Source organism: Bifidobacterium sp. ESL0820, from assembly GCF_052606235.1.
Genome location: NZ_CP199594.1, coordinates 1,984,466 through 2,004,524, shown reverse-complemented (window position 1 = coordinate 2,004,524; position 20,059 = coordinate 1,984,466). Strand labels below are relative to the sequence as shown.

17 protein-coding genes, 3 tRNA genes and 1 pseudogene are annotated in these 20,059 nt (G+C 61.9%); 5 read left to right on the top strand and 16 right to left on the bottom strand.

Annotated elements, in window-relative coordinates; translation table 11 throughout:
- The first annotated feature begins 2 nt into the window (after window positions 1–2).
- Window positions 3–1,334 (top strand): O-acetylhomoserine aminocarboxypropyltransferase/cysteine synthase family protein, encoded by a 1,332-nt coding sequence (locus ACUIAH_RS07950; RefSeq protein WP_445340916.1) that lies wholly within the window; start codon window positions 3–5, stop codon window positions 1,332–1,334.
- A 161-nt stretch (window positions 1,335–1,495) separates the two neighbouring features.
- On the opposite strand, the gene rpmG is transcribed toward ACUIAH_RS07950, so the two are convergent.
- From rpmG to ACUIAH_RS07885, 13 genes are all read right to left on the bottom strand, one after another.
- Window positions 1,496–1,663 carry a 50S ribosomal protein L33 gene (gene rpmG / locus ACUIAH_RS07945; RefSeq protein WP_015022386.1) on the bottom strand — a complete coding sequence of 56 codons (168 nt, stop codon included), beginning with the start codon at window positions 1,661–1,663 and terminating at the stop codon, window positions 1,496–1,498.
- A 46-nt stretch (window positions 1,664–1,709) separates the two neighbouring features.
- Window positions 1,710–1,783, bottom strand: a tRNA-Met gene (locus ACUIAH_RS07940).
- Window positions 1,784–1,787: 4 nt separating this feature from the next.
- Window positions 1,788–1,859: transfer RNA gene (locus ACUIAH_RS07935), tRNA-Thr, on the bottom strand.
- Between the two features lies 1 nt (window position 1,860).
- A tRNA-Tyr gene (locus ACUIAH_RS07930) sits at window positions 1,861–1,942 on the bottom strand.
- A 116-nt stretch (window positions 1,943–2,058) separates the two neighbouring features.
- Complete coding sequence (gene nrdF / locus ACUIAH_RS07925; RefSeq protein ID WP_045924827.1) at window positions 2,059–3,054, bottom strand: class 1b ribonucleoside-diphosphate reductase subunit beta; 996 nt, start codon at window positions 3,052–3,054, stop codon at window positions 2,059–2,061.
- Window positions 3,055–3,224: 170 nt separating this feature from the next.
- Window positions 3,225–5,420 carry a class 1b ribonucleoside-diphosphate reductase subunit alpha gene (nrdE, locus tag ACUIAH_RS07920; protein WP_445340915.1) on the bottom strand — a complete coding sequence of 732 codons (2,196 nt, stop codon included), beginning with the start codon at window positions 5,418–5,420 and terminating at the stop codon, window positions 3,225–3,227.
- 51 nt (window positions 5,421–5,471) lie between these two features.
- Complete coding sequence (gene nrdI, locus ACUIAH_RS07915; RefSeq protein WP_101432834.1) at window positions 5,472–5,969, bottom strand: class Ib ribonucleoside-diphosphate reductase assembly flavoprotein NrdI; 498 nt, start codon at window positions 5,967–5,969, stop codon at window positions 5,472–5,474.
- A gap of 175 nt (window positions 5,970–6,144) precedes the next feature.
- On the bottom strand, window positions 6,145–7,140 hold the full coding sequence (nrdF, locus tag ACUIAH_RS07910; RefSeq protein ID WP_445341583.1) for a class 1b ribonucleoside-diphosphate reductase subunit beta: 996 nt from the start codon (window positions 7,138–7,140) through the stop codon (window positions 6,145–6,147).
- Window positions 7,141–7,205: 65 nt separating this feature from the next.
- Complete coding sequence (nrdI, locus tag ACUIAH_RS07905) at window positions 7,206–7,694, bottom strand: class Ib ribonucleoside-diphosphate reductase assembly flavoprotein NrdI (RefSeq protein WP_445340914.1); 489 nt, start codon at window positions 7,692–7,694, stop codon at window positions 7,206–7,208.
- 178 nt (window positions 7,695–7,872) lie between these two features.
- Window positions 7,873–8,973 carry a histidinol-phosphate transaminase gene (locus tag ACUIAH_RS07900; RefSeq protein ID WP_445341582.1) on the bottom strand — a complete coding sequence of 367 codons (1,101 nt, stop codon included), beginning with the start codon at window positions 8,971–8,973 and terminating at the stop codon, window positions 7,873–7,875.
- Between the two features lie 118 nt (window positions 8,974–9,091).
- Window positions 9,092–9,385, bottom strand: a complete 294-nt coding sequence (groES, locus tag ACUIAH_RS07895; RefSeq protein WP_015022393.1) for a co-chaperone GroES — start codon at window positions 9,383–9,385, stop codon at window positions 9,092–9,094.
- A 178-nt stretch (window positions 9,386–9,563) separates the two neighbouring features.
- The gene (locus ACUIAH_RS07890) at window positions 9,564–10,967 is read right to left on the bottom strand and encodes a hypothetical protein (protein ID WP_445340913.1); all 1,404 of its coding nucleotides are present in this window, start codon (window positions 10,965–10,967) and stop codon (window positions 9,564–9,566) included.
- Between the two features lie 103 nt (window positions 10,968–11,070).
- Complete coding sequence (locus ACUIAH_RS07885; protein ID WP_445340912.1) at window positions 11,071–11,724, bottom strand: GNAT family N-acetyltransferase; 654 nt, start codon at window positions 11,722–11,724, stop codon at window positions 11,071–11,073.
- Between the two features lie 79 nt (window positions 11,725–11,803).
- Here ACUIAH_RS07885 and ACUIAH_RS07880 point away from each other — a divergent pair, with 79 nt between their 5' ends.
- From ACUIAH_RS07880 to mscL, 4 genes and pseudogenes are all read left to right on the top strand, one after another.
- A complete protein-coding gene (locus tag ACUIAH_RS07880) occupies window positions 11,804–12,481 on the top strand; it encodes a 5-formyltetrahydrofolate cyclo-ligase (RefSeq protein ID WP_445340911.1) in 678 nt (225 codons plus the stop codon).
- Between the two features lie 101 nt (window positions 12,482–12,582).
- Window positions 12,583–12,795 (top strand): FmdB family zinc ribbon protein, encoded by a 213-nt coding sequence (locus tag ACUIAH_RS07875; protein WP_045924833.1) that lies wholly within the window; start codon window positions 12,583–12,585, stop codon window positions 12,793–12,795.
- A gap of 72 nt (window positions 12,796–12,867) precedes the next feature.
- Window positions 12,868–13,158, top strand: a pseudogene (locus tag ACUIAH_RS07870) (hypothetical protein); the annotation flags it as partial.
- A gap of 649 nt (window positions 13,159–13,807) precedes the next feature.
- Entirely contained in the window at window positions 13,808–14,335 is a 528-nt protein-coding gene (mscL, locus tag ACUIAH_RS07865) for a large conductance mechanosensitive channel protein MscL (protein ID WP_045924834.1), read from the top strand.
- Between the two features lie 9 nt (window positions 14,336–14,344).
- Here the strand turns inward: mscL and ACUIAH_RS07860 are convergent, their stop codons facing one another.
- Genes ACUIAH_RS07860 through ACUIAH_RS07850 form a run of 3 tightly spaced genes read right to left on the bottom strand, consistent with a single transcriptional unit; the run spans window position 14,345 to window position 19,871 of the window.
- Window positions 14,345–14,578 carry a hypothetical protein gene (locus ACUIAH_RS07860; RefSeq protein ID WP_445340910.1) on the bottom strand — a complete coding sequence of 78 codons (234 nt, stop codon included), beginning with the start codon at window positions 14,576–14,578 and terminating at the stop codon, window positions 14,345–14,347.
- Complete coding sequence (locus ACUIAH_RS07855; protein WP_445340909.1) at window positions 14,578–18,288, bottom strand: helicase; 3,711 nt, start codon at window positions 18,286–18,288, stop codon at window positions 14,578–14,580. The genes ACUIAH_RS07860 and ACUIAH_RS07855 overlap by 1 nt, the downstream gene beginning before the upstream one ends.
- 8 nt (window positions 18,289–18,296) lie before the next feature.
- On the bottom strand, window positions 18,297–19,871 hold the full coding sequence (locus tag ACUIAH_RS07850) for a variant leucine-rich repeat-containing protein (RefSeq protein WP_445340908.1): 1,575 nt from the start codon (window positions 19,869–19,871) through the stop codon (window positions 18,297–18,299).
- Between the last annotated feature and the right edge of the window lie 188 nt (window positions 19,872–20,059).

Sequence of the window (20,059 nt, the reverse complement as noted above, 5' to 3'; positions counted from 1 at the left end):
GCATGAGCAAAGGATTTGCAACAAAAGCCGTCCATGACGGCTATGACTGTCAGAGCCAGGGCGGGGGCGCAGCCAACGTCCCCATCTACCAGTCGGCCGCCTTTGACATGGTTACCGCCGACCGGGGAGATGCCCTGGCCGCCGGCGAAATTCAAGGGTTCTCATACTCCCGCCTGGCCAACCCCACCGTCAAGGTCCTGGAGGACCGCCTGGCCAGTCTGGAGGGGGGCAAGGGGGCTGTAGCCATGGCCTCGGGGATGGCCGCCGTGTCGTCCGCCCTCATGTGCGCAGCCGAAGGTGGCGGGAGGCTGATCTCCCCTGTCGATCTTTATGGAACATCCGTGGATACCATGAAGACTTTCTTTCCCAACTTCGGCATCGAAACGGATTTTGTGGACGACATCAACGACCTTGACGCGGTGGAATCCCTGATCCAGGACGACACCAGGGCCATCTTCGCTGAGTCCGTGGCCAATCCGTCCACAGCCATAGCCGACATCCCTGGCCTGGCCGAACTGGCCCACCGGCATGGACTGGCCCTGATCATCGACAATACGGTGCCCACGCCATACCTGCTCAACCCGATCGACTTCGGCGCCGACATCGTCGTGCATTCGACCACCAAGGGGATCAGCGGCCACGGCAATGCCCTGGGCGGGGTCATCGTGGATGCGGGACGGTTCGACTGGGGCAATGGCCGCTTCCCGCAGATGAGCCAGCCCGAGCTGATCATCAGCGACGAGCGGCACGGGTCCATGGTCAGCTTTCTGGATGCCTTCGGCAAGATGGCCTTCCTGCACAGGGTCCATACCAAGTACCTGCACACCTTCGGAGCGGTCATGAGCCCCTTCACCGCCTACCTGCAGCTGACCGGCCTTGAGACTCTGCCCCAGCGGGTCGCCACCGAGGTGAAAACGGCAACAACCCTGGCCCGCCACCTGCTGACCATTCCCCAGGTGGAGCAGGTCAACTATTCGGGCATTCCCGAGGGTCGGCACCAGGGGGATGCAGACCAGCAGGACCGCCTGGCTTCGACCTTGCTGCCCAAGGGCGTCGGCACGATCCTGTCTTTCAAAGTCCAGGGAGGCTACGAGCAGGTCAAGCGCATCGTGGACTCAGTGCATCTCATGAGCTATATGCCCAACATCGGCGACTGTCGCACCCTGATTGTGGACCCGGCCAGGATCACCCACAGGGAGGTTCCAGAACCCTACCGCCTCAGCGCCGGTGTGGGCGACGACCTGATTCGAATCTCCGTAGGCCTGGAAAACCCGGACGACCTGATCGCCGATCTGGATCAGGCCTTTGCGGCCGCCTACCAGGGCGCTCTCTGAAGGCTGAGCCCCCTACATCGCCAAACCCGTTCTGCTTCCAACACTATCCGCAGATAATGCGGGGCAGGAACATAGGCGGATTTGCATAAGGAAGAACGCTTGTATAAAAAAGAACCCGACCAGATGGTCGGGTTCCGATGAAGCCAAAAGACGGGAAGAACTCAGCGGGTCTCCCGGTGCAGGGTATGCTTGCCGCAACGGGGGCAGAACTTCTTGAGCTCCAGACGGTCAGGAGTGTTACGACGGTTCTTGGTCGTAATGTAATTACGCTCCTTGCACACGGTGCACGCCAGCGTAATGCCAGGACGGATATCTGCGGCTTTTGCCATGGTTCACCTCTATAGTCGTTGCACGACCGACGTATGTCGGCCACAGTAGCGAGGAAGAGACTCGAACTCTTGACCTTACGATTATGAGTCGTACGCTCTAGCCAGCTGAGCTACCCCGCCAGAGAGCCTCGGGTGAGAATCGGACTCACGACCTCTTCCTTACCAAGGAAGTGCTCTGCCACTGAGCTACCGAGGCGTGGCGGATAGAGGATTCGAACCTCTGAAGCATTACGCGGCTGATTTACAGTCAGCTCCCTTTGACCGCTTGGGAAATCCGCCATGCCGCACTAGAACCGGAGCTCCGTACGGCAACTTGCCTATAATGACATGTTTTTCTGTTTTCCGCAAGTCCCACTCCAACGTCGTGTCTTCCGCGTCAGGGCGGGACAGACCGGTCAGAAATCCCAGTCCTCGTCGTCCGTCTCCACGGCCTTGCCCATGACGTAGGAGGAGCCAGAGCCGGAGAAGAAGTCGTGGTTCTCGTCGGCGTTGGGGCTCAGGGATGCGATGATGGCCGGATTCACATCGGTGGTGTCCGAGGGGAAGAGGGCGGGATAGCCCAGGTTCATCAGGGCCTTGTTGCCGTTGTAGCGCAGGAACTTGGTGACATCCTCCACCAGGCCCACCCCGGAGTACAGGCTCTCGGTGTATTCCACCTCGTTGTCGTACAGGTCGCCCAGGAGCTCATAGGTGTAGTCGCTCATGGCCTGACGCTCAGAGTCGGAGACCTTGGCCAGCCCCTTCTGGTACTTGTAGCCGATGTAGTAGCCATGCACGGCCTCATCCCGGATGATCAAGCGGATCAGATCGGCCGTGTTGGTCAGCTTGGCATGGCTGGAGAAGTACATGGGCAGGTAGAAGCCCGAGTAGAAGAGGAAGGACTCCAGCAGGGTGGAGGCCACCTTGCGCTTCAGAGGGTTGTCGCCCTCGTAGTAGTCCAGGACAATCTGGGCCTTGCGCTGGAGGAACTCGTTGTGCTCGCTCCACTCGAAGGCGGCATCGATCTGGGGCGTGGAGGCCAGGGTGGAGAAGATGGAGGAGTAGGACTTGGCATGGACCGACTCCATGAAGGCGATGTTGGTGTAGACCGCCTCCTCATGGGGCGTCAGCGCATCCGGGATCAGGCTGACGGCGCCCACGGTCCCCTGGATGGTGTCCAGAAGGGTCAGGCCGGTGAAGACCCGCATGGTCAGGGTGTGCTCCTCCTCGCTCATAGACTGCCAGGAGGGCAGATCATTGCTGACGGGAACCTTCTCAGGCAGCCAGAAGTTGCCGGTCAGACGGTCCCAGACCTCCAGGTCCTTCTCGTCCTCCAGACGGTTCCAGTTGATGGCGGAGACCCGGTCGATCAGCTTCAGCGGCTGCCGGGGAATGGAAATGGGTGGGACCATGGTTGATTGCTCCTTGTTGGATGGGTGTTCGACAGTGCGAAGCGGATCAAGACTGGACCGTCAGTCTATCGCATGGACGGACCCGGCCTGTGGATGCGGATGCCAAAGGGCCGGCGCCGCCCTCAAAGACGGCACCGACCAGGGATTGCACATTCCTGAGGACAGGCGCCTTAGAGCATGCAGCTGACGCAGCCCTCGACCTCGGTGCCCTCCAGCGCCTGCTGGCGGATCCTGATGTAGTAGAGGGTCTTGATCCCCTTGCGCCAAGCGTAGATCTGAGCCTTGTTCAGGTCGCGTGTGGTGGCCGTGTCTGGGAAGAAGAGGGTCAGCGAGAGCCCCTGGTCCACGTGCTGGGTGGCCTCGGCGTAGGTGTCCACGATCTTCTTCCAGCCGATCTCGTAGGCGTCCTCGAAGTAGTCCAGGTTCTCGTTGGTCATGTAGGGGGCCGGGTAGTAGACGCGCCCGATCTTGCCCTCCTTGCGGATCTCGATCTTGGAGGCGATCGGGTGGATGGAGCTGGTGGAGTGGTTGATGTAGGAGATGGACCCGGTCGGGGGGACGGCCTGGAGGTTCTGGTTGTAGATGCCGTCCTTGAGGATGGCCGCCTGGAGTTCCTTCCAGTCCTCCACCGTGGGGATGTGGACCTGATACTGGTCGAAGAGGTCCTTGATCCGCTGGGTCCTGGGCTCCAGGGAACGGCTGCCCTCGGTGTACTTGTCGAAGTAGTTCCCCTGTCCTGCCGGCTTGGCGTAGTCGGACTTGGCGAAGGAGGCGAAGGCCTTCCCCCGCTCCACGGCCAGGGCGTGGGAGGCCCTGTAGGCGTGGTAGGCCACGGTCATGAAGTACATGTCCGTGAAGTCCAGCCCCTCCTCGGACCCGTAGTGGATGCCCTCGCGGGCCAGGAAGCCATGGAGGTTCATCTGACCCAGGCCGATGGCATGGCCTTCATCGTTGCCCCTCTTGATGGAGGGGACGGCCTCGATGTTGGTGTGGTCGGAGACGGAGGTCAGGGCCCGCACCGAGGTTTCGACCGTGTCAGCCAGTCCGCCGTCCATGGCCTTGGCGATGTTGAGGGACCCCAGGTTGCATGAGATGTCGCGGCCGATATGCTCGTAGTTCAGGTTCTCGGAGTAGGTGCTGGGCTCCTGGACCTGCAGGATCTCCGAGCAGAGGTTGGACATGGTGATCCGGCCGTCGATGGGGTTGGCCTTGTTGACCGTGTCCTCGAAGAGGATGTAGGGGTAGCCGGACTCGAACTGGATCTCGGCCAGGGTCATGAAGAAGTCACGGGCGTCGATGTACTTCTTGTGGATCCGCTTGTCCTTGACCATCTCCTCATAGTGCTCGGTGATGGGGATGTCAGCGAAGGGCTTGCCGTAGACCCGCTCCACGTCGTAGGGCGAGAAGAGGGCCATGGGCTCCTTGCGCTTGGCCAGCTCGAAGGTGATGTCGGGGATGACCACGCCCAGGGCCAGGGACTTGATGCGGATCTTCTCGTCCGCATTCTCCCGCTTGGTATCCAGGAAGCGCATGATGTCAGGGTGGTGGGCCGACAGGTAGACGGCGCCGGCACCCTGGCGGGCGCCCAGCTGGTTGGCGTAGGAGAAGGAATCCTCCAGGAGCTTCATGACCGGGACCACGCCGCTGGACTGGTTCTCGATGTGCTTGATGGGCGCGCCCATCTCGCGCAGGTTGCTGAGCAGCAGGGCCACGCCGCCGCCCCTCTTGGACAGCTGCAGGGCGGCGTTGACGCCGCGGGAGATGGACTCCATGTTGTCCTCGATGCGCACCAGGAAGCAGGAGACCGGCTCGCCGCGCTGGGCCTTGCCCAGGTTCAGGAAGGTGGGTGTAGCGGGCTGGAAGCGGCCGGAGATGATCTCGTCCGTGTACTTCATGGCGGCCTGCTCGTCCCCGTCGGCCAGTTCCAGGGCCACCGCCACGCAGCGCTGGGGGAAGTCCTCCAGGTAGCGCTTGCCGTCGAAGGTCTTCAGCGCGTAGGAGGTGTAGAACTTGAAGGCGCCCAGGAAGGTCTCGAATTCGAAGCCGCTCTCGGCCGCATGCTTGTAGATCCTGTCCAGGAACTCAGGGGTGTAATGATCGAAGACCTTCCGGTCGTAGTACTCGTGATCCAGGAGGTAGGTAATCCGCTCGGCCGTGGAGGGGAAGGTCATGGTGTTGGGCCGCACGTGCCGGTCCATGTACTGGCGCTCGGCCTCGTGGTCCTTGTCGAACTGGATCCTGCCGTCCTTGTCGTACAGGTTCAGCATGGCGTTCAGGGCATGGTAGTCGTGAGCCGGATCGAAGGTCTCCTCATCCTCGGATGCGGTCCTGTCCAGGGCCAGGGACGTGTCCTCGTTTGCTCCCATCGGGTGTCCTTTCATGAGTTTTGCGGTGATGATGCGTGTAATGAAATTGGCTCAGGACTCGGGGTGGTTGCGGAAGAAATCCACAACCCCGCGGCGGACCTTCTCCTGGTCCTCCTTGGTGCCCATGAGCTCGAAATAGTAGAGGAAGGGAACATTGCACTTGCGGGAGATGATGTCCCCCGCCATGCAGAAGGCCTCCCCGAAGTTGGTGTTGCCCGAGGCGATGACCCCGCGGATGCCGGCCCGGTTGGCCGGGTCGTTCAGGAAGCGCTTGATCTGCGGCATGACCGCCTTCTTGGCCGATCCGCCCCCATAGGTGGGGACGATCAGGATGTAGGGCTGTCGAATGTTGAGCGGCGGGTCCTTGGGCCTCAGAGGGATGCGGAAGACGTCAATCCCCTCCTCATCCAAATGGCAGTTGGCGATGAACCGGGCGGTGTTGCGCGAGGCCGATGAGAAGTAGACCACAGCCCCCAGGCGCTGACCCTGGGCGGCGAACTCGGGAGCGCTGAGCTCCGAATCAGTTCCGGCGGTCTGCTGTTGCTCCATGCTTCCTCCTGATCAGGCCATCCAGAGCCTGTCTTGACGGTGATGCCCGCCCTGAGGACGGACCGATCAGAACCCGCCCAGCGCGAGCCTGAACTACTATATGTGCTGTTGATATCGGAAACGGTGAGCATATATAGGGTTTTCTGTGCCCAATATCACACCGTCTCCAACTGGCCTAGAAGTCCCAGTCATCGTCGTCCGTGGACTCGGAATGCCCCATGACGTAGGAGGAGCCCGAACCCGAGAAGAAATCATGGTTCTCGTTGGCCGATGGCGACAGGGCCGCCAGGATCTCCGAGCTGACATCGGTCTGGTCGGCTGCGAACCGGGCCGGATAGCCCAGGTTCATCAGCGCCTTATTGGCATTGTAGCGGACGAAGGCGAAGACATCCTCGACGAAGGGGAAGCCCTCATAGATCTGCCCGGAGTAGACCATCTCCAGATCGTAGAGCTTGTCCAGCAAATCGTTGGTGAACTTCTCCAGCATGGCCTGGTCGGCCTCGGTCCTCTCCTCCAGACCCCGCTGATACTTGTAGCCCGAGTAATAGCCATGGATGGCCTTGTCGCGCAGGATCAGCCGGATCATGTCAGCCGTGTTCATCAGCTTGGCATGGCTGGAGAAGTAGAGGGGCAGGTAGAAGCCCGCATAGAGCATAAGCGAGGAGAGCATGGTGGAGGCCACCTTGCGCTTCAGGGGATCCTCGCTGACATACTCGTGCAGGACCGTGTGGACGCGCTCCTGGAGGACATCGTTGGCCACGGCCCAGCGGTAGGCCTTGTCGATCTCCTCGCTGGAGCAGAGGGTGGAGAAGACCGATGAGTAGGAGCGGGCATGGACCGACTGCATGAAGGCGATATTGGTGTAGATGGCCTGTTCCTGCTCGGTGCGGGCGTGATCGATCTGCACCAGCTCGCCGATGGTGGCCTGGGTGGTGTCCAGCATGGTCAGCCCGGTGAAGACGCGGACCGTGGTCTGGCGCTCGTGATCGGTCAGCGTGTTCCAGGATGGGATGTCGTTGGACAGGGGCACCTTTTCGGGCAGCCAGAAGTTGGAGACCAGGCGGTTCCAGACCTCCAGATCCTTCTCGTCGGTGATCTTGTTCCAATTGACCGGGCGAATCCTGGCCTCAGGGGTGACACGGTACTGGGGCGGGGTGATGGATTGGCGCATCATCTCGTCGTCGGCATAGACGCCGGCCTCTGACTTGGTGCTCTCTTTGGTGCTTTCCTGCTGGCTCATGACAAAACCGCCTTTCGTGAATCAGTCGACTGCTGCTGGAGCTGCACTCCCATTCCGGCCAGAATGACCCTGACCGCCTGAACATCCTCCGAAGTGCCCAGCAGCTCAAAGCGATAGAGCTCAGGAACACCGCACCGGCGGGCTATCAACGGGCCGGCCGCGCAATAGGCGCTGCCAAAGTTGCGGTTGCCCGAGGTGATGACCCCGCGGATCAGTCCGCGATTGACCGGATTGTTCAGGAAGTGGATGACCTGCTTGGGCACGGCCCCCTTGGCTGACCCGCCCCCATAGGTGGGCACCAGCAGAAGGTAGGGCACATCCATAACAGGCATGGGCTGGCGCCGTTCATACAGGGGGATGCGGATGGGCTCCTCCACGCCCAGCCGCTGCACAAAGCGGTGGGTGTTGTTGGAGACGCTGGAGAAATACACCAGCCTGGAGGCGCCATCGGGAGGATCGTGCCGATCCACATCTGCTGAAGACATAGTGACTGCTGCTCCTTGATAAACACTATATGTTGGATATACTTGGCCAGCCAACCACAATATATAGGTTTATCCAAGACGACACAAGTTCACAGGAGCAAAACCGCCCCCGCTGTGACATTCCATACAACAGCAGGGACGGCAGTCAAATGCTTTTACGATTGCGCCAGCGCAACCTTCAGTCGGCGATCGGGTCCTGCGGCAAACCCTGTCGACGCAGGTCGGCGCAGACCTCCAGCACCCGGTCGTTGGCCTCCCTCTCCCCCACAGTGATGCGGATGCCCTCGCCAGGGAAGGTCCTGACCGACAGGCCGGCATCGCGGAAACGCTGATCAGCCTGCGCGGAGGCCTGGCCCAGGGGCAGCCAGTAGTAGTTGGCCCGAGGTTGGGGGATCTTCCACCCCTGTTCCTGCAAACCAGCCAGTACTCTGGCCCGCTCCTGCTTGAGTGCCTGGACCCGTTCGGCCAGGCGGTCCTGTGCATCCAGGCTGGCCATTGCCGCCGTCTGGGCCACATCGGAGACGCCGAAGGGCAGGGCCACCTTGTTCATGCCGGCAATGATCGGCTCGGCAGCCACGGCGTATCCAATCCGCAGCCCCGCCAGTCCGTAGGCCTTGGAGAAGGTCCGGGCCACTATCACGTTGGGATGCTCGCGCATGAGTGACAATCCGTCGGCGCGGTCAGGGTCGTCGTTGAACTGTATATAGGCCTCGTCAAAGAGCACCGGCAGGTCGGCGGGCAGGGCCTGCAGCAGCCGTTCGGCCTGGTCGCGGTCGACGTTGGTCGCAGTCGGATTGTTGGGATTGTTGACGATGACCAGTCTGGTGCGGTCGTTGACCGCGGCGATCATGGCATCGATGTCATGCCGCCCCTCTTTATCCAAGGGCACGGACACCCCTGTGGCTCCAGCCGAGGTGACGATGATGGGATAGGCCTCGAAACTGCGCCAAGGATAGACCACCTGGTCGCCATGACCGGCCACCAGGTCAACCAGCTGGGTAATGACCTCAGTGGACCCGCATCCCAGCTGGATGCATGCGGGATCCACCCCGTGCAGCTGGGCCAGCCGCTCCACCAGACGGGTGCCACGCATATCCGGATAACGGTTCAGATGGCCCAAGGCCTGTTCGGAGACGGTCTGAACCACGCCCGGCAGGGGCGGATAGGGGTTCTCGTTGCTTGAGATCTTGTAGCTGGTCAACCCGGGAACGGCTGGTGCCGGGCTGCCCTGCCGGTATCCGGGCAGGGAATCAATGCTGGCGCGATGACGATAGTACATGGGCACCATGCTAGTGGCCGCCATATGTCCCCGCGGTGTCTGTTCCGCTGCACGGTCTCCCGAGACGCGAATGGCCCCCGGTCCTTGCACAGGACCAGGGGCCACTATCACCGCCTCTTTACTTGAGGATGGCCAGAACGTCGCGCGCGGACACGATCAGGTAGTCCTCGCCGCCGTAGTTGACCTCGGTGCCGCCATACTTGGAGTACAGAACCTTGTCGCCAACCTTGACATCCATGGGGATGCGCTCGCCCTTGTCGTCACGACGGCCGGGGCCTGCCGCCAGCACCTCGCCCTGCTGGGGCTTCTCCTTGGCGGTATCGGGAATGACCAGCCCGGAAGCGGTCTTGGTCTCCGCCTCAGCCTGCTTGATGACGATCTTGTCTTCCAACGGTGTGAGTGAAATCGACACTGTGGACCTCCTACATCTTGTGAGAACAGCCAATGAACCCACGCCGGAACGTCGATGAGAGGCTGACGAACACTCACCACGCATTCCTTTGCGCTACAAGCTATAGTAGCGCGAAATTAGCACTCTGCCAACTTGAGTGCTAACGCTGGTGGTGAAAGATCAATCGCCGATTGATCCATCAGGACTTGGCTGCCGGACGACGCCGGGCCAATATAGCCTCCACGCCGATGGACAGGGAGTCCTCGCTGCGGTCGGGCACCTCGACCTGAGCCTGCATCTCCCTCTTGTGAAAGTCGTCGGGCTGCCCGTCGGCCTTCTTCTTTTCGGGGGGACGGGCCACGGAGACCTGCCGGGTGGACTTGATCTCCAGGCTGTGAGGACCCTCGTCCTCGCTATTCCTGCCGTCCTCGTCTGTTCCCTCGTCATGGGCTGATCCCAGGGAGAAGGAGATCAGATCCTGGCCTGCTGCCATGCCGAAGGCATCCAAGGCCGGAGAGGGATTGATGCGCTTGAGCTCATTGGTGGCGTCGTCCTGGGCCTTTGCCGAGGACGACGATCCCCCGGATGCGGAGGACTGAGCCGACGAAGCAGGGTGCTCGTTGCCAGCAGATGCAGAGACCGATCCCGACTTGCCTGACTGGGCAGCGGCGGATTGCACGGATGCCGACTGAGGAGAGGCAGCGGACTTGTCAACTGACGACTTGGGCGCTGCTGGCTTGGAGGCAGCCTTTTGGGCCCTTGAAGATTTGGTAGTTGCCGGTTTGGAAGCCTCCGGTCTAGAAGCCGTTTGTTTGGCTGGGGTCCGTTCAGAGGCTTTCTTGGCGGCGGACGGCTTGTTCGACGTATGTGCGGTCTGCGCAGCAGTCTTTTCGCTCAACTTGGCGGACCCGGCTGAACTCTTGGCCTTGCTGCTACTGACTGCAGACTTTGCAGGCTTGGACGAATTGTGATGCCTGGCTTTGAGGGCTGCCTGCTGATCAGCCTTGGCCTGGGCCAGTGTTTGACGAATCTCACCCTGATCAAGCACATCCGTGGCAGTTTCGGTGCCGCCCTCATTCTTGGCCTGTCCAGGCTTGCCGGAGGTCTTGCTCTTAGTCAGACTGGCTGCCTGCTGACGACGCTGCCGGGCACGCCGCTGGGCTAAATTGCGCTCCCAGGCCCGCGCCTGGGCCGAAGCATGCGCGCCTGCAGCCAACACCACTACCACCAGCGCCAGGGGAATCAAAGCAAACCATGGGCTGTAGTCCATAAGGAAGGAGCAGCCGGCCACCAGCAGGGTGACAACCAAGAGGGTAACGACCAGGATGCGACGACGGCGTATGGCCGCGCGGCGCAACTGTCTGATCTGCTTGACGCGCTGGGCTTGACTGCGCCGGTTGCCATCCTGCTGCCCTTGCTGCATGACCAACCCTTTCACCGTCCTCGACTGCCTGTCGCAGAACCTCATGCCGTCTTCCCGACCCACCATGTGCAGGGAGGTGGAAAGCCTGTCCTGGCGATGCTCCGAGGCCCGCTTCATGCCCTTGACGGTGCGAAACGGCAACCAACCCAGCACCAGAATCACCGCAATCACCAAAACCACGATGCTGCTGAGTGATTCATAAACCATAGGTACTACGTTAGTTGACGGTATGCCCCAAGCGGCAAGTCAAACCCAGCGTGTCGACCATGTCCGTCCCAGGGGCTCATAGATGAGCCAGCAAATCCGGATCGAATTGGTCACTGATCCAGGCGAAGGTCAGGTGGTCCCGCCACTGTCCGTTGACGTACATGTAGCTGCGGCGCAGCCCCTCCGGCTCCATGCCCAGCTTCTGGACTACGCGCAGAGACCGTTCGTTTTCAGGCAGAATCGCCACCTCAAGCCGGTGCAGATGGGGTCCGTTCCTGTCCCTGAAGGCCCAGTCAGCCAGCATGGCCAGAGCCAGGGGCGCGAACCCGTGACCAATCCAATCCTGGTCCACCCAGTAGCCCGCTGTCGCTGCACGCATGGACCCGTAGCGGATGGCACCCAAGGAAATCTGCCCCACGATGCTCTGATGAAACTCCATCAGGAAGACCGCGGAAGTCCCCTCCTGCCGGGCACGTGCCAGCTCCTGCATCCACTGGGCATAGGTCATGCCAGGCCCGTGGCGGGGATCCCCCGACTCCCATGGGGCCAGCCAATCGCGATTCCTCCATCGGACCGCGTTCCAGGCTGCTTGATCGCCCTCGCGGATGGGCCTCAGCAGGAAGTCCCCATGGCCCGGGGGCGAAGTCAGACGATCAGGCAGATCCAGGGCATGGTCCGAACGGGCTCGGGAACCCTGCCAGACCTGGCGGAAGGTATGCAGAACCGACATGGCTCCATGTTCTCACCGAACGGCTGCTGAGGCAGGCATGCGTCCACCAGGGAGAGCCCCTGCTGGTAGAACTGGGGACATGAACGAGCAGGAACGCATCGATAGGGACAAGCAGGATCGACGCAGCCGGCTGCTTGAAGCCCGACGGCGTATCGACCCGGCCCGATGCCTGGACGCAGGCCGCAAGCTTGCCGATCTGCTGGCAGGCCAGGTGCTTGCCAGGATCGAACGCTCACCAGGCGGCCAAAGCCTGACCGTGGCTGCTTTTGCCTCCATTCGTGGGGAGATAGCCATGGACCCCAGCCTGGATCTCCTACTGGGCCGTGGCGACCAGGTGCTCATCCCCATGCTGGGTACAGGCACCCAAGTAGGTTGGGGCCGACTGCAATCACGGCAGGATCTGGGTGACATGAAGCGGATTCCAGGTTGGCGGCCTGACGAACCCGATATGCCTGCCCTGCCGGCGCAGGCCTTAGGTAAGGCCGATCTGATTCTGGTGCCAGCGCTGGCCATCGACCATGCCGGCATTCGCCTGGGCCGGGGCGGCGGCTGGTATGACCGTGCCCTGGCCCTGCGTGCAGACCGGACCCCGGTAGTGGGCATCTGCTGGCCCGGCGAATTCGTGGAAGCCCCTCTGCCCCATCTGGACCATGATCTCCCTGTGGATGCAGTCCTGACGCCTGAAGGTTTCACGCCCACAGCCGCAGGTCTGTCACGAAGGCCCGGCACAGACCATAATGGTGATGAACAAGGCTGACGAGAGGCCCGGCGCCGATTTTTCTGGTCGAAGCCACCACTAGGATATTGGGTGTTGAACCAATCGTCGAGCGAACCGACCATCAGCGGAGGGAAAGAACGGTGCCCACCTATCATTATCGCTGCAAGAACTGCGGATACGACTTCACCAAGGAGCAGTCCTTCAACGACGAACCCATCACCATCTGCCCCAAGTGCGGGCAACAGCAGGTCCGCAAGATCTTCTCCGCAGTGCCCATCGAGTTCAAGGGCCATGGCTTCTACCGGACCGACGGAGCCTCATCCTCCTCCTCGGGCTCCACAAGCAGCAAGTAGACCGAGAAGCACATTCGACCACATCGACCATGCAGACCCATACGCCGGCCAAGATCCTGGCAGGCTGGGGGCATGGCCGATTTTTCCATCTTCAGCAATAGGGATAAGCCTTCATCGGCAGCCGGATCCCTGACCCGCCGACGGCGACTTTTTCGGTTGCGGCGTGTAGGGGCCGCCCTGGCATTAGGGCTTGCGGTCTTCTGCACCCTGCAGATCCTGCTTCAGGCTCAGGGCCGCCTATCTGTACTGGTCGCCGCGCGGCCCATTGCACGCGGATCAACCATTGAGCCCGCCATGGTTGAAACGCGAATCCTGCATGGCAGGGAAGGTCTGCCCGGCCTGATCCCCTCATTTGCGCAAGTACGTGGGCAGCGGCTGATGATCAGCGTCCACACAGGGCAACCGCTGACCACGGCCATGATCAGCAGCAGACCGGCACAGCCACCTGGAACCACCCCGGTGACTGTTCGCCTTGCCGACGACCCGGGAAACCTGCAGGCTGGCGACCAGGCGAGTTTGCTGGCCTCGGGGAACTGCCCAGCCGCCGCCAGCACGCATCCCGCCCAACCCAGTTCTCTGCCACCACTCTCCACACAAGACCGACCAGGTTCTGATAGGGCGCCAGGGCTTGCCCATAGCCAGCAAGTCAACGACATGCAGACGCCGACTCCCGGGCAGGCCTCAGGCGGCGGACACTGCATGATAGCCGAGCAGGCACTGGCGCTGCAACCGGCGCAGACCATCGCCAAAGATCGATCCGACCCGGAAGAGCGGGAGGGCAACCAGATCCGGCAAGCGTCCCAGGCCGTCTTCGCCCTGAATGCCAGTCAGGCTCTGCTCTTGCTATCGCTGGATCCATCCACACCCGTCATCGCCATCCGCCCCGACAGCACTTCTGCACCGACACCCTCCGATCATGTCGGAAAACCGAAACCATTCTGGGCCCGCGATAATGGAGGAAGAAGCAGGCATGGGCGCTCCATGCCTCACATCGGCTACGGAAGGATGCAGGATGGCCTCGATCAATCAGGTGGCGGCCAAGGATACCGCCGAAGCAGTCCACAAAATCTCGCAGATCAGCAACAAGGGGGTGCTGGGCGAGTTCAAGCAGTTCATCTCACGCGGATCCATGGTGGATATGGCCGTGGGCGTGGTCATGGGTTCTGCGGTGACCAGCGTGGTCAACGCCATCGTCAACAATCTGATCAGCCCCCTGATCGCCATGATCTTCGGCAAACCGGACCTGTCGGGACTCCTGACCATCAGCTACCGGAACGCCACCATCTCCTTTGGCGCCATTCTGACGGCCCTGCTCAACTTCCTCTTGATCGCCATCGCCGTCTACTTCTGCATCATCATGCCCATCAACAAACTGCGGCAGTTGAGCCGGGCAGCCTCGGGCATCAAGGACCAGCCCAACGCACCCAGCCCTCAGGACCAGACCCTTCAGCTGCTGCGCCAGATCGCCGAAGACATCCACCAGTCAACAGGTTCAGACAGTCAACAGGCCGGAACCGGACTGCCCAAAGGCCAGGACTAGGACCGGCAGTCAGTCGCCGCGCTCATTGGGGAAGAGTCCCCAGTGGGGCGGCAGCTCGCCCAGGATCCGCCGGTCATCCCCGTCAAGACGATCATGCGCACAGATCCTGTCCTGGGGATCCTCCTCGATGCCGTCGACATCGAACCGTTCCCTGCCTGGGCGCACCACGCGGCGATGCTGACGCGGGCGCGAAGCCGCAGGCTCACCGGCCTGATCGCCGTGGTCTAGCTGATCATCCGCCATCAACGCGCCTGCTGATAGATATCGGCAAGGCGGGCGACGATCCTGTCGGCTTCCTTGTCGGGGTTGACGAAGGCCGAAACGCTCCAAACGGTCATGACCGACCAGCCAAGATACTGCAGGTCCTCAGTGGTGAACCGGTGACGTTCCCGTGTGGACTGGGTATGCATGAACTCGGCGTCATCGGTCAGCACGGCCAAAGCAAAGGGCTTGTTCTTGAGCCCGACCACCAGCGGAATCCGGGGCGCCTGGTCGTACCCGTAATCCAAGGCCACGTCCAGCCCCCGGGTCCGCAGCCGCTGGGCCAGATCACGGAAGAGCACATTAGTGGACTGCTCGGCCTGCTCGGGCCGGGCCGGTTCCGCGTCGGGATGCTCAACCCAGGTCAACAGCTCCTTGAGCAGACGCGGTCCAGGCTGGTGAAGGCGATCATCCTCCAGATCATCAGCAGAGAACGCCGCGACGATATCCAGATTCCGATCCGGCAGAACCAAGGCATCCAGCAGCATGCCCTTGCCCCCTTCGCCCTCCAGATCGCCGAACTGCTGCAGGAGACGGCCGTGGGTGGTCTTGGCAAAGCCCAGAGTGAGGATCACGTCCGTGGCACGAGCGCCGCAGACCTCGTCAATGCCGACGATGCGTACATGCCGCAGGAACTTGGCGAAGACCCTGTCCTTGGCTGCCGCCGACTTGAGTTCGGCGCCCAGCCTTGAGCGGTGGGTAGCCGACAGGGTGACCACAGTCAGCAGATAACTGTTCGGCACCAGGGAGAAGGATCCGGCCCTGCGCTTGAGCATGTCGACAACGGCAGCGACCTCCTGTTGGCTGGACTCGACCAGACCGGTGGCCATGACTGGGACGCCAGCGCCCTCCACCCTGGTCAGGGTCACCCTGCCAGGTTCCCGACAATCGGGGACAGGTGCCGACAAATCCCCATAGCCGTGATCCTTCAGGAAGGCGTCCAACCGAATCGAACGGCGCGAGGGTCGGGCTTTGACGGTGACCGGGACCAGATGGTCGACCAGTTGCAAAAGGCCATCCGAAGTGATGGTGGGCCGGTGGGCGATGACCGCCACCTGCCGGGCCCGAGCCAGCACAGTCAGCACCTGGATGGAAGGCATATGGGCCCCGGCATCGATGATGACGGTGTCGGCCAGCTGTGTCGGATTGGTCCTGGTTGCCAGCGTGGCCGGAGTCGCGATGATGATGGGCTTGGCCGCCGACAGTATGCCAGGGTGGGCCTGTTGGAAGACCGCAAGGGAGGCACCGGGGTTGCCGGCCAGCATGGTGTGCAGCTGATTGGCCTCCTGGGTGCGCGAGAAAAGCAGCTCGGACAGACGCTTTTCGCTCTCCTGGGCAACCATGGGCCCCACGCTGGCCACATGCTGGGCATCCACCTGACTGAAGCGGTCGGCTGCGTTGGACAGGGCGGAGCCATCCTGGTTGGAGATGATCTGCGAGGAGCGCATGATGTCGTCGAAGACCGTGGTCCACCAGGCCAGTTGCAGCTCGGCCCTTACCGCCTTGCCTTCAACCTGGCGGTTGCGCAGATCCTGGACCAGCTCCTCCAGCCCGGCCTTGCTGAATTCACCCTCCAAAGCGCAGCGCTCAGGCAAGGTATCCAAGGCTGTATGGTCGTCAAAGAGCGCCTTGAGTCGCTCCTCCACCTTGTTGAAGTCCATGGTCTCCAGATCGCCGCCAGCCGGAGTCGAGTCCAGGACGGTGTCCAGAGCTGTCATGTCGCGGATCAGGGATTCCTGCGTATCGATGATGACGTCCAGTTTGGGTGGCAGGACCGGCCAGCCGCCGTGGGGGACGAAAGTCCGCCACTGCTCGGCCTGCTTGGAGACCACCACCAGCGACTCATGCAGATCCTCGACCTGGGCGCCGGGCCTGAGCAGGCTCTTGGCCTCCTTGACCAGACGCCGACGCTCCCAGAATCCCAGATTGGTGCCATTGGCCTTGCGATCGGCCTTGGACTTGGTGGCCTCGATCATGGCGGGAATATCGCGCTCGAAGATGGAAGGCTGGAATACATCCAGGACCCGGCGCAGGTTCTTGAGGACCACCACCTGCCGTCCCCAATCCTTGACGGTGGCGGGCACGGGGAATCCGCAGGTCTCTACAGTGGACTTGACCTGCTCACGGGTGTCCGGCAGAAGCCGTTGCAGAAGACGAACCACACGGGAGTATGCGTCCACAGCCTCGTTCTCGTTGACCAGGGTGGCACCGAACCAAGGAGTGTCCTGGGGGCCGATGACGAATTCGCCCAGCTCGGCAGCCCTCTCCAGCTTGTCCGCCCACGTATCCAAATCGGGCTGCAGATCGTGGGCGGTGGCCGCGCCCAGACGGACACGGGTGGCAGGGTGCGTAGGCATATTGGCGATGTTGGCCAGATTCTGAATGGTTTGGTAGGCCGAAACCCCCCAGCTGGAATCCACCCCATGCAGATCGCCCAGGTAGCGGGTCAGTCGGGAGCGGACACCCACAAGCTCGTCAGCCACCTGATCAAAATGCTCGCTGGCCTTGCCGGGTTTGAACCCCACTGCATCGATCAGCCGTTGGTCCAGGACCCTGCCCAGCTGGTCGTCGGTCAGATCAAGGGCCATGTCAGCCATCCCGGCAGCATCCAAACGATGCTGGAAACGCCGCTTTTCCTCCACCACGCAGGGCACATAGAGCACGGTCCTGCCGGCGGTGACGCAGCGCGAGGCGATGGCCAGGGCATCGTCGGCGCTGTGGAGGCCGGTCTGCTCATCCACGAGCACGCTGTGCCCGGTCGCCACCAGCTGGGCGGCATAACGGACCCGGTTGTCCACATCTCCAGCCTCAAACTCGCTGTGAGGGTCAGCATCGAAGGGGCTGTAGTCGGGCGCTGGTCCGCCCTTGAGCCGCTCGGAGGCTGCCTGGTCGCCAGCCAAGGCATCCAGCAGATCGTTGCCGGTGGACCCAGCGGTCATCCGATCCAGAATCCGAAGGCTTTCGCCCAGCAGCTGGGCCGATGGCTCGATAAAGCACCCCAGAACGATTTTCCGCTCAATGGTGAAGTCGCTGATATGCGGCGTGATCAGGGCCGTCATGTCCTTGAAAAGCGATGAGGTTTCGGGGGTGCCGCCCTGATAGTGGGAGGCGGAAAACAGACGCTCCGGATCCAGGGTGATGCCCCGCTCGTGCATGGCCGAGATCAAGGCAGGATTAAGATCCACCTTGCCTGTGAATCTGATGGAAGCCCTGGAGGCCCCCTGTGTGCTCTCATCGATGCGCACGGGATAGAGCAGTACGGGCATGTCGCGCCCCTGCCAGGCAGCCACCCCTACCACCATGGAGAGCTGGGCGAAACCGCTGGCGCGCTCCTTGGCGGCCTGATCGTCCAGGACCCGCTCCATGCGACGGTGGGCCGCACGCAGCATGCCGCGGTCCCGGAAAAGCGCATCCAGATGAACCTGGCCGCTGGCGAAGAGCTGGGCAATGCCTGAAGGATGCGCGTGCGTGAGGTCCATCTGCGCCGCCAGTTGCGACACATTCTCCAGTGGGGTCAGTCCCACCTGGTTCTGGTAGTCCTGGCGCCATCCCCGGATTCGCTCCAGTGGAGTCAACGGGGCCTTGACCTCTTCTGCCGTACGGTCGGAGGAGGACCCGGCCGTTGATGCCTGTGCATCTTCGGCCCGTTTGTCTTCTTCCGATCCCCCGGTGCTCATTACCGTCTCGCTCATCCGTCCACTCACTTCCGCACGGCGTTCAGATATTCGTGATACCCGTCATTGTTGCGCAGGGCCGCGTCGATGTCCTGATCGCCCTGAGCCTCCAACCAGGCGTACAGATCATCATAGAGGGCCGGATTCATCGCCAGAAAGGGCAGCAGCTGGCGATGCTTGGCCATGGCGAACTGCAGGGCGAAGTCACCAGTACGCTTGGCATCATCGGAGCTCATTCCGTCCACCACGATGGCCTCCTGGCCACGGTCATAGTCACCCTTGGAGACCCGCTCGAAGACCGATCCGGGCTCGAAGGCCGGCTGATACTGCTGGTCATCATCCGGCTGATCCGCTGGCTGAGGACGTCGGGCCTGATCCGATTCCTTCTTGGAGAGGCGGGCCAGCTCTACGGCTCCCAGCGGGGTGAATCCCTGGGCGGTGTCCGCTTCCCTCCCCCGGCCTTGCCTAGATTGACCATCTGCATAGCCCCTGCGGCCGGAAGCTGCACGATCATCGCGATGCCGACGATCATCACGGGCATCGCGAGCATCCTGGTCGTAGCGATCCTGATCAGGGGCGGATTCAGCGGAACGGGAACGACGAGCATCAGCGAAAAGATCGCGGTCGACCGGCTGGCTGTCCTCCTGCCGAGTGCCGACCAGCGGCAGACTCTGCTCGGATTCGTGCTCCTGCCATGGCAGAGGCTGGCGGGCTTCGCCACCACGCCGATCACCTTCGCGGTCTTCGAATGCTCTATCATCCTGCTGGTCGGCATAGGCCCTGCGAGGGTATGATCCCTGACCATCAGCCGAGCCGGCATCAGCCGGCCCCCTGTCAGTCTGGCCATGCCCAGCTGAATCAGCATTGTCAGAATACCGAACCTGCGGGCCTCGCGAATCTGTGGGCTCTGCTCTTCCTGAGAAAGGCGACGACGGATTGCCCTCCGAACCCTGCGCGGCTGGGGCAGTCCTGGGACGATCCTGTGAAGCACCGCTGGCCTCTTGGGAAGAATCGGCTGTCTTGGCAGCGCCCAGGGCCATATCGTGAAGGGCAGTGACCCGGTTGCGGACCCCGTCGGCCTTGAAGATGCCAGTGGGCTCGCCGGCGCGCATGTCCAGAATGTCGTCGACGGACATTTCAGCCGCATCAGGCTCCACCACGCCCCGGGGCTGTGTGGAGTATGAGAAGAGGTCGGGCACCCGGGGCGAGGGATCGGTCGTATCCTCTTCGGGATTGTTGATGCGCACGAAGTCGACAGGGACATCACCGAACTGAAAGCGAGCCGAGCTGCTGGACAGGGGGAAGGCGGCGTCCACAGGCAGCCTGACCAGCGATCCGTCGGACTGGATTAGATAGGAGCCGTTGGTGGAACCCATGTCGCGCAGGGTGGCCAGACCGTCCTGGTCGACGGCGAAAATGGCATGCCGCTTGGACATGGATTTAGTCTGATCGGGCACCTCCAGACGACGCCGACCGTCATCGGCCAGCGGACGCAGAGGCTTGCGGCCGATCTCGACGGTCTCGCCAGGCTTGAGCCGGGTCTCTTCCGCCCCATTGAACTTGACTATCCACACCTGCCCCGGTCGCCGATCGTCACTCACGTTTTCGACCTCCCAAATCTGCAGCCGCCTTCACTCGGTACTATCGCCTATTCTGTCATGAAACCCAGAGATAGGATTGATTGCGTGCCGAATTAACTGATAAAGGACACATGATAGGTTCGCAGGCATAGCCCAGCACTTGGAGCCGTCAGGATCGGGAGCATCTGCAGACCTGATTGCGAAAAACG

Bases quoted from the DNA above. Each gene is read 5' to 3' on its own strand.
- ACUIAH_RS07950 (WP_445340916.1), top strand. From the start codon at position 3: ATGAGCAAAGGATTTGCAACAAAAGCCGTCCATGACGGCTATGACTGT.
- rpmG (WP_015022386.1), bottom strand. From the start codon at position 1,663: ATGGCAAAAGCCGCAGATATCCGTCCTGGCATTACGCTGGCGTGCACC.
- nrdF (WP_045924827.1), bottom strand. From the start codon at position 3,054: ATGGTCCCACCCATTTCCATTCCCCGGCAGCCGCTGAAGCTGATCGAC.
- nrdE (WP_445340915.1), bottom strand. From the start codon at position 5,420: ATGGGAGCAAACGAGGACACGTCCCTGGCCCTGGACAGGACCGCATCC.
- nrdI (WP_101432834.1), bottom strand. From the start codon at position 5,969: ATGGAGCAACAGCAGACCGCCGGAACTGATTCGGAGCTCAGCGCTCCC.
- nrdF (WP_445341583.1), bottom strand. From the start codon at position 7,140: ATGCGCCAATCCATCACCCCGCCCCAGTACCGTGTCACCCCTGAGGCC.
- nrdI (WP_445340914.1), bottom strand. From the start codon at position 7,694: ATGTCTTCAGCAGATGTGGATCGGCACGATCCTCCCGATGGCGCCTCC.
- ACUIAH_RS07900 (WP_445341582.1), bottom strand. From the start codon at position 8,973: ATGTACTATCGTCATCGCGCCAGCATTGATTCCCTGCCCGGATACCGG.
- ACUIAH_RS07885 (WP_445340912.1), bottom strand. From the start codon at position 11,724: ATGTCGGTTCTGCATACCTTCCGCCAGGTCTGGCAGGGTTCCCGAGCC.
- ACUIAH_RS07880 (WP_445340911.1), top strand. From the start codon at position 11,804: ATGAACGAGCAGGAACGCATCGATAGGGACAAGCAGGATCGACGCAGC.
- mscL (WP_045924834.1), top strand. From the start codon at position 13,808: ATGGCCTCGATCAATCAGGTGGCGGCCAAGGATACCGCCGAAGCAGTC.
- ACUIAH_RS07860 (WP_445340910.1), bottom strand. From the start codon at position 14,578: ATGGCGGATGATCAGCTAGACCACGGCGATCAGGCCGGTGAGCCTGCG.
- ACUIAH_RS07855 (WP_445340909.1), bottom strand. From the start codon at position 18,288: ATGAGCGAGACGGTAATGAGCACCGGGGGATCGGAAGAAGACAAACGG.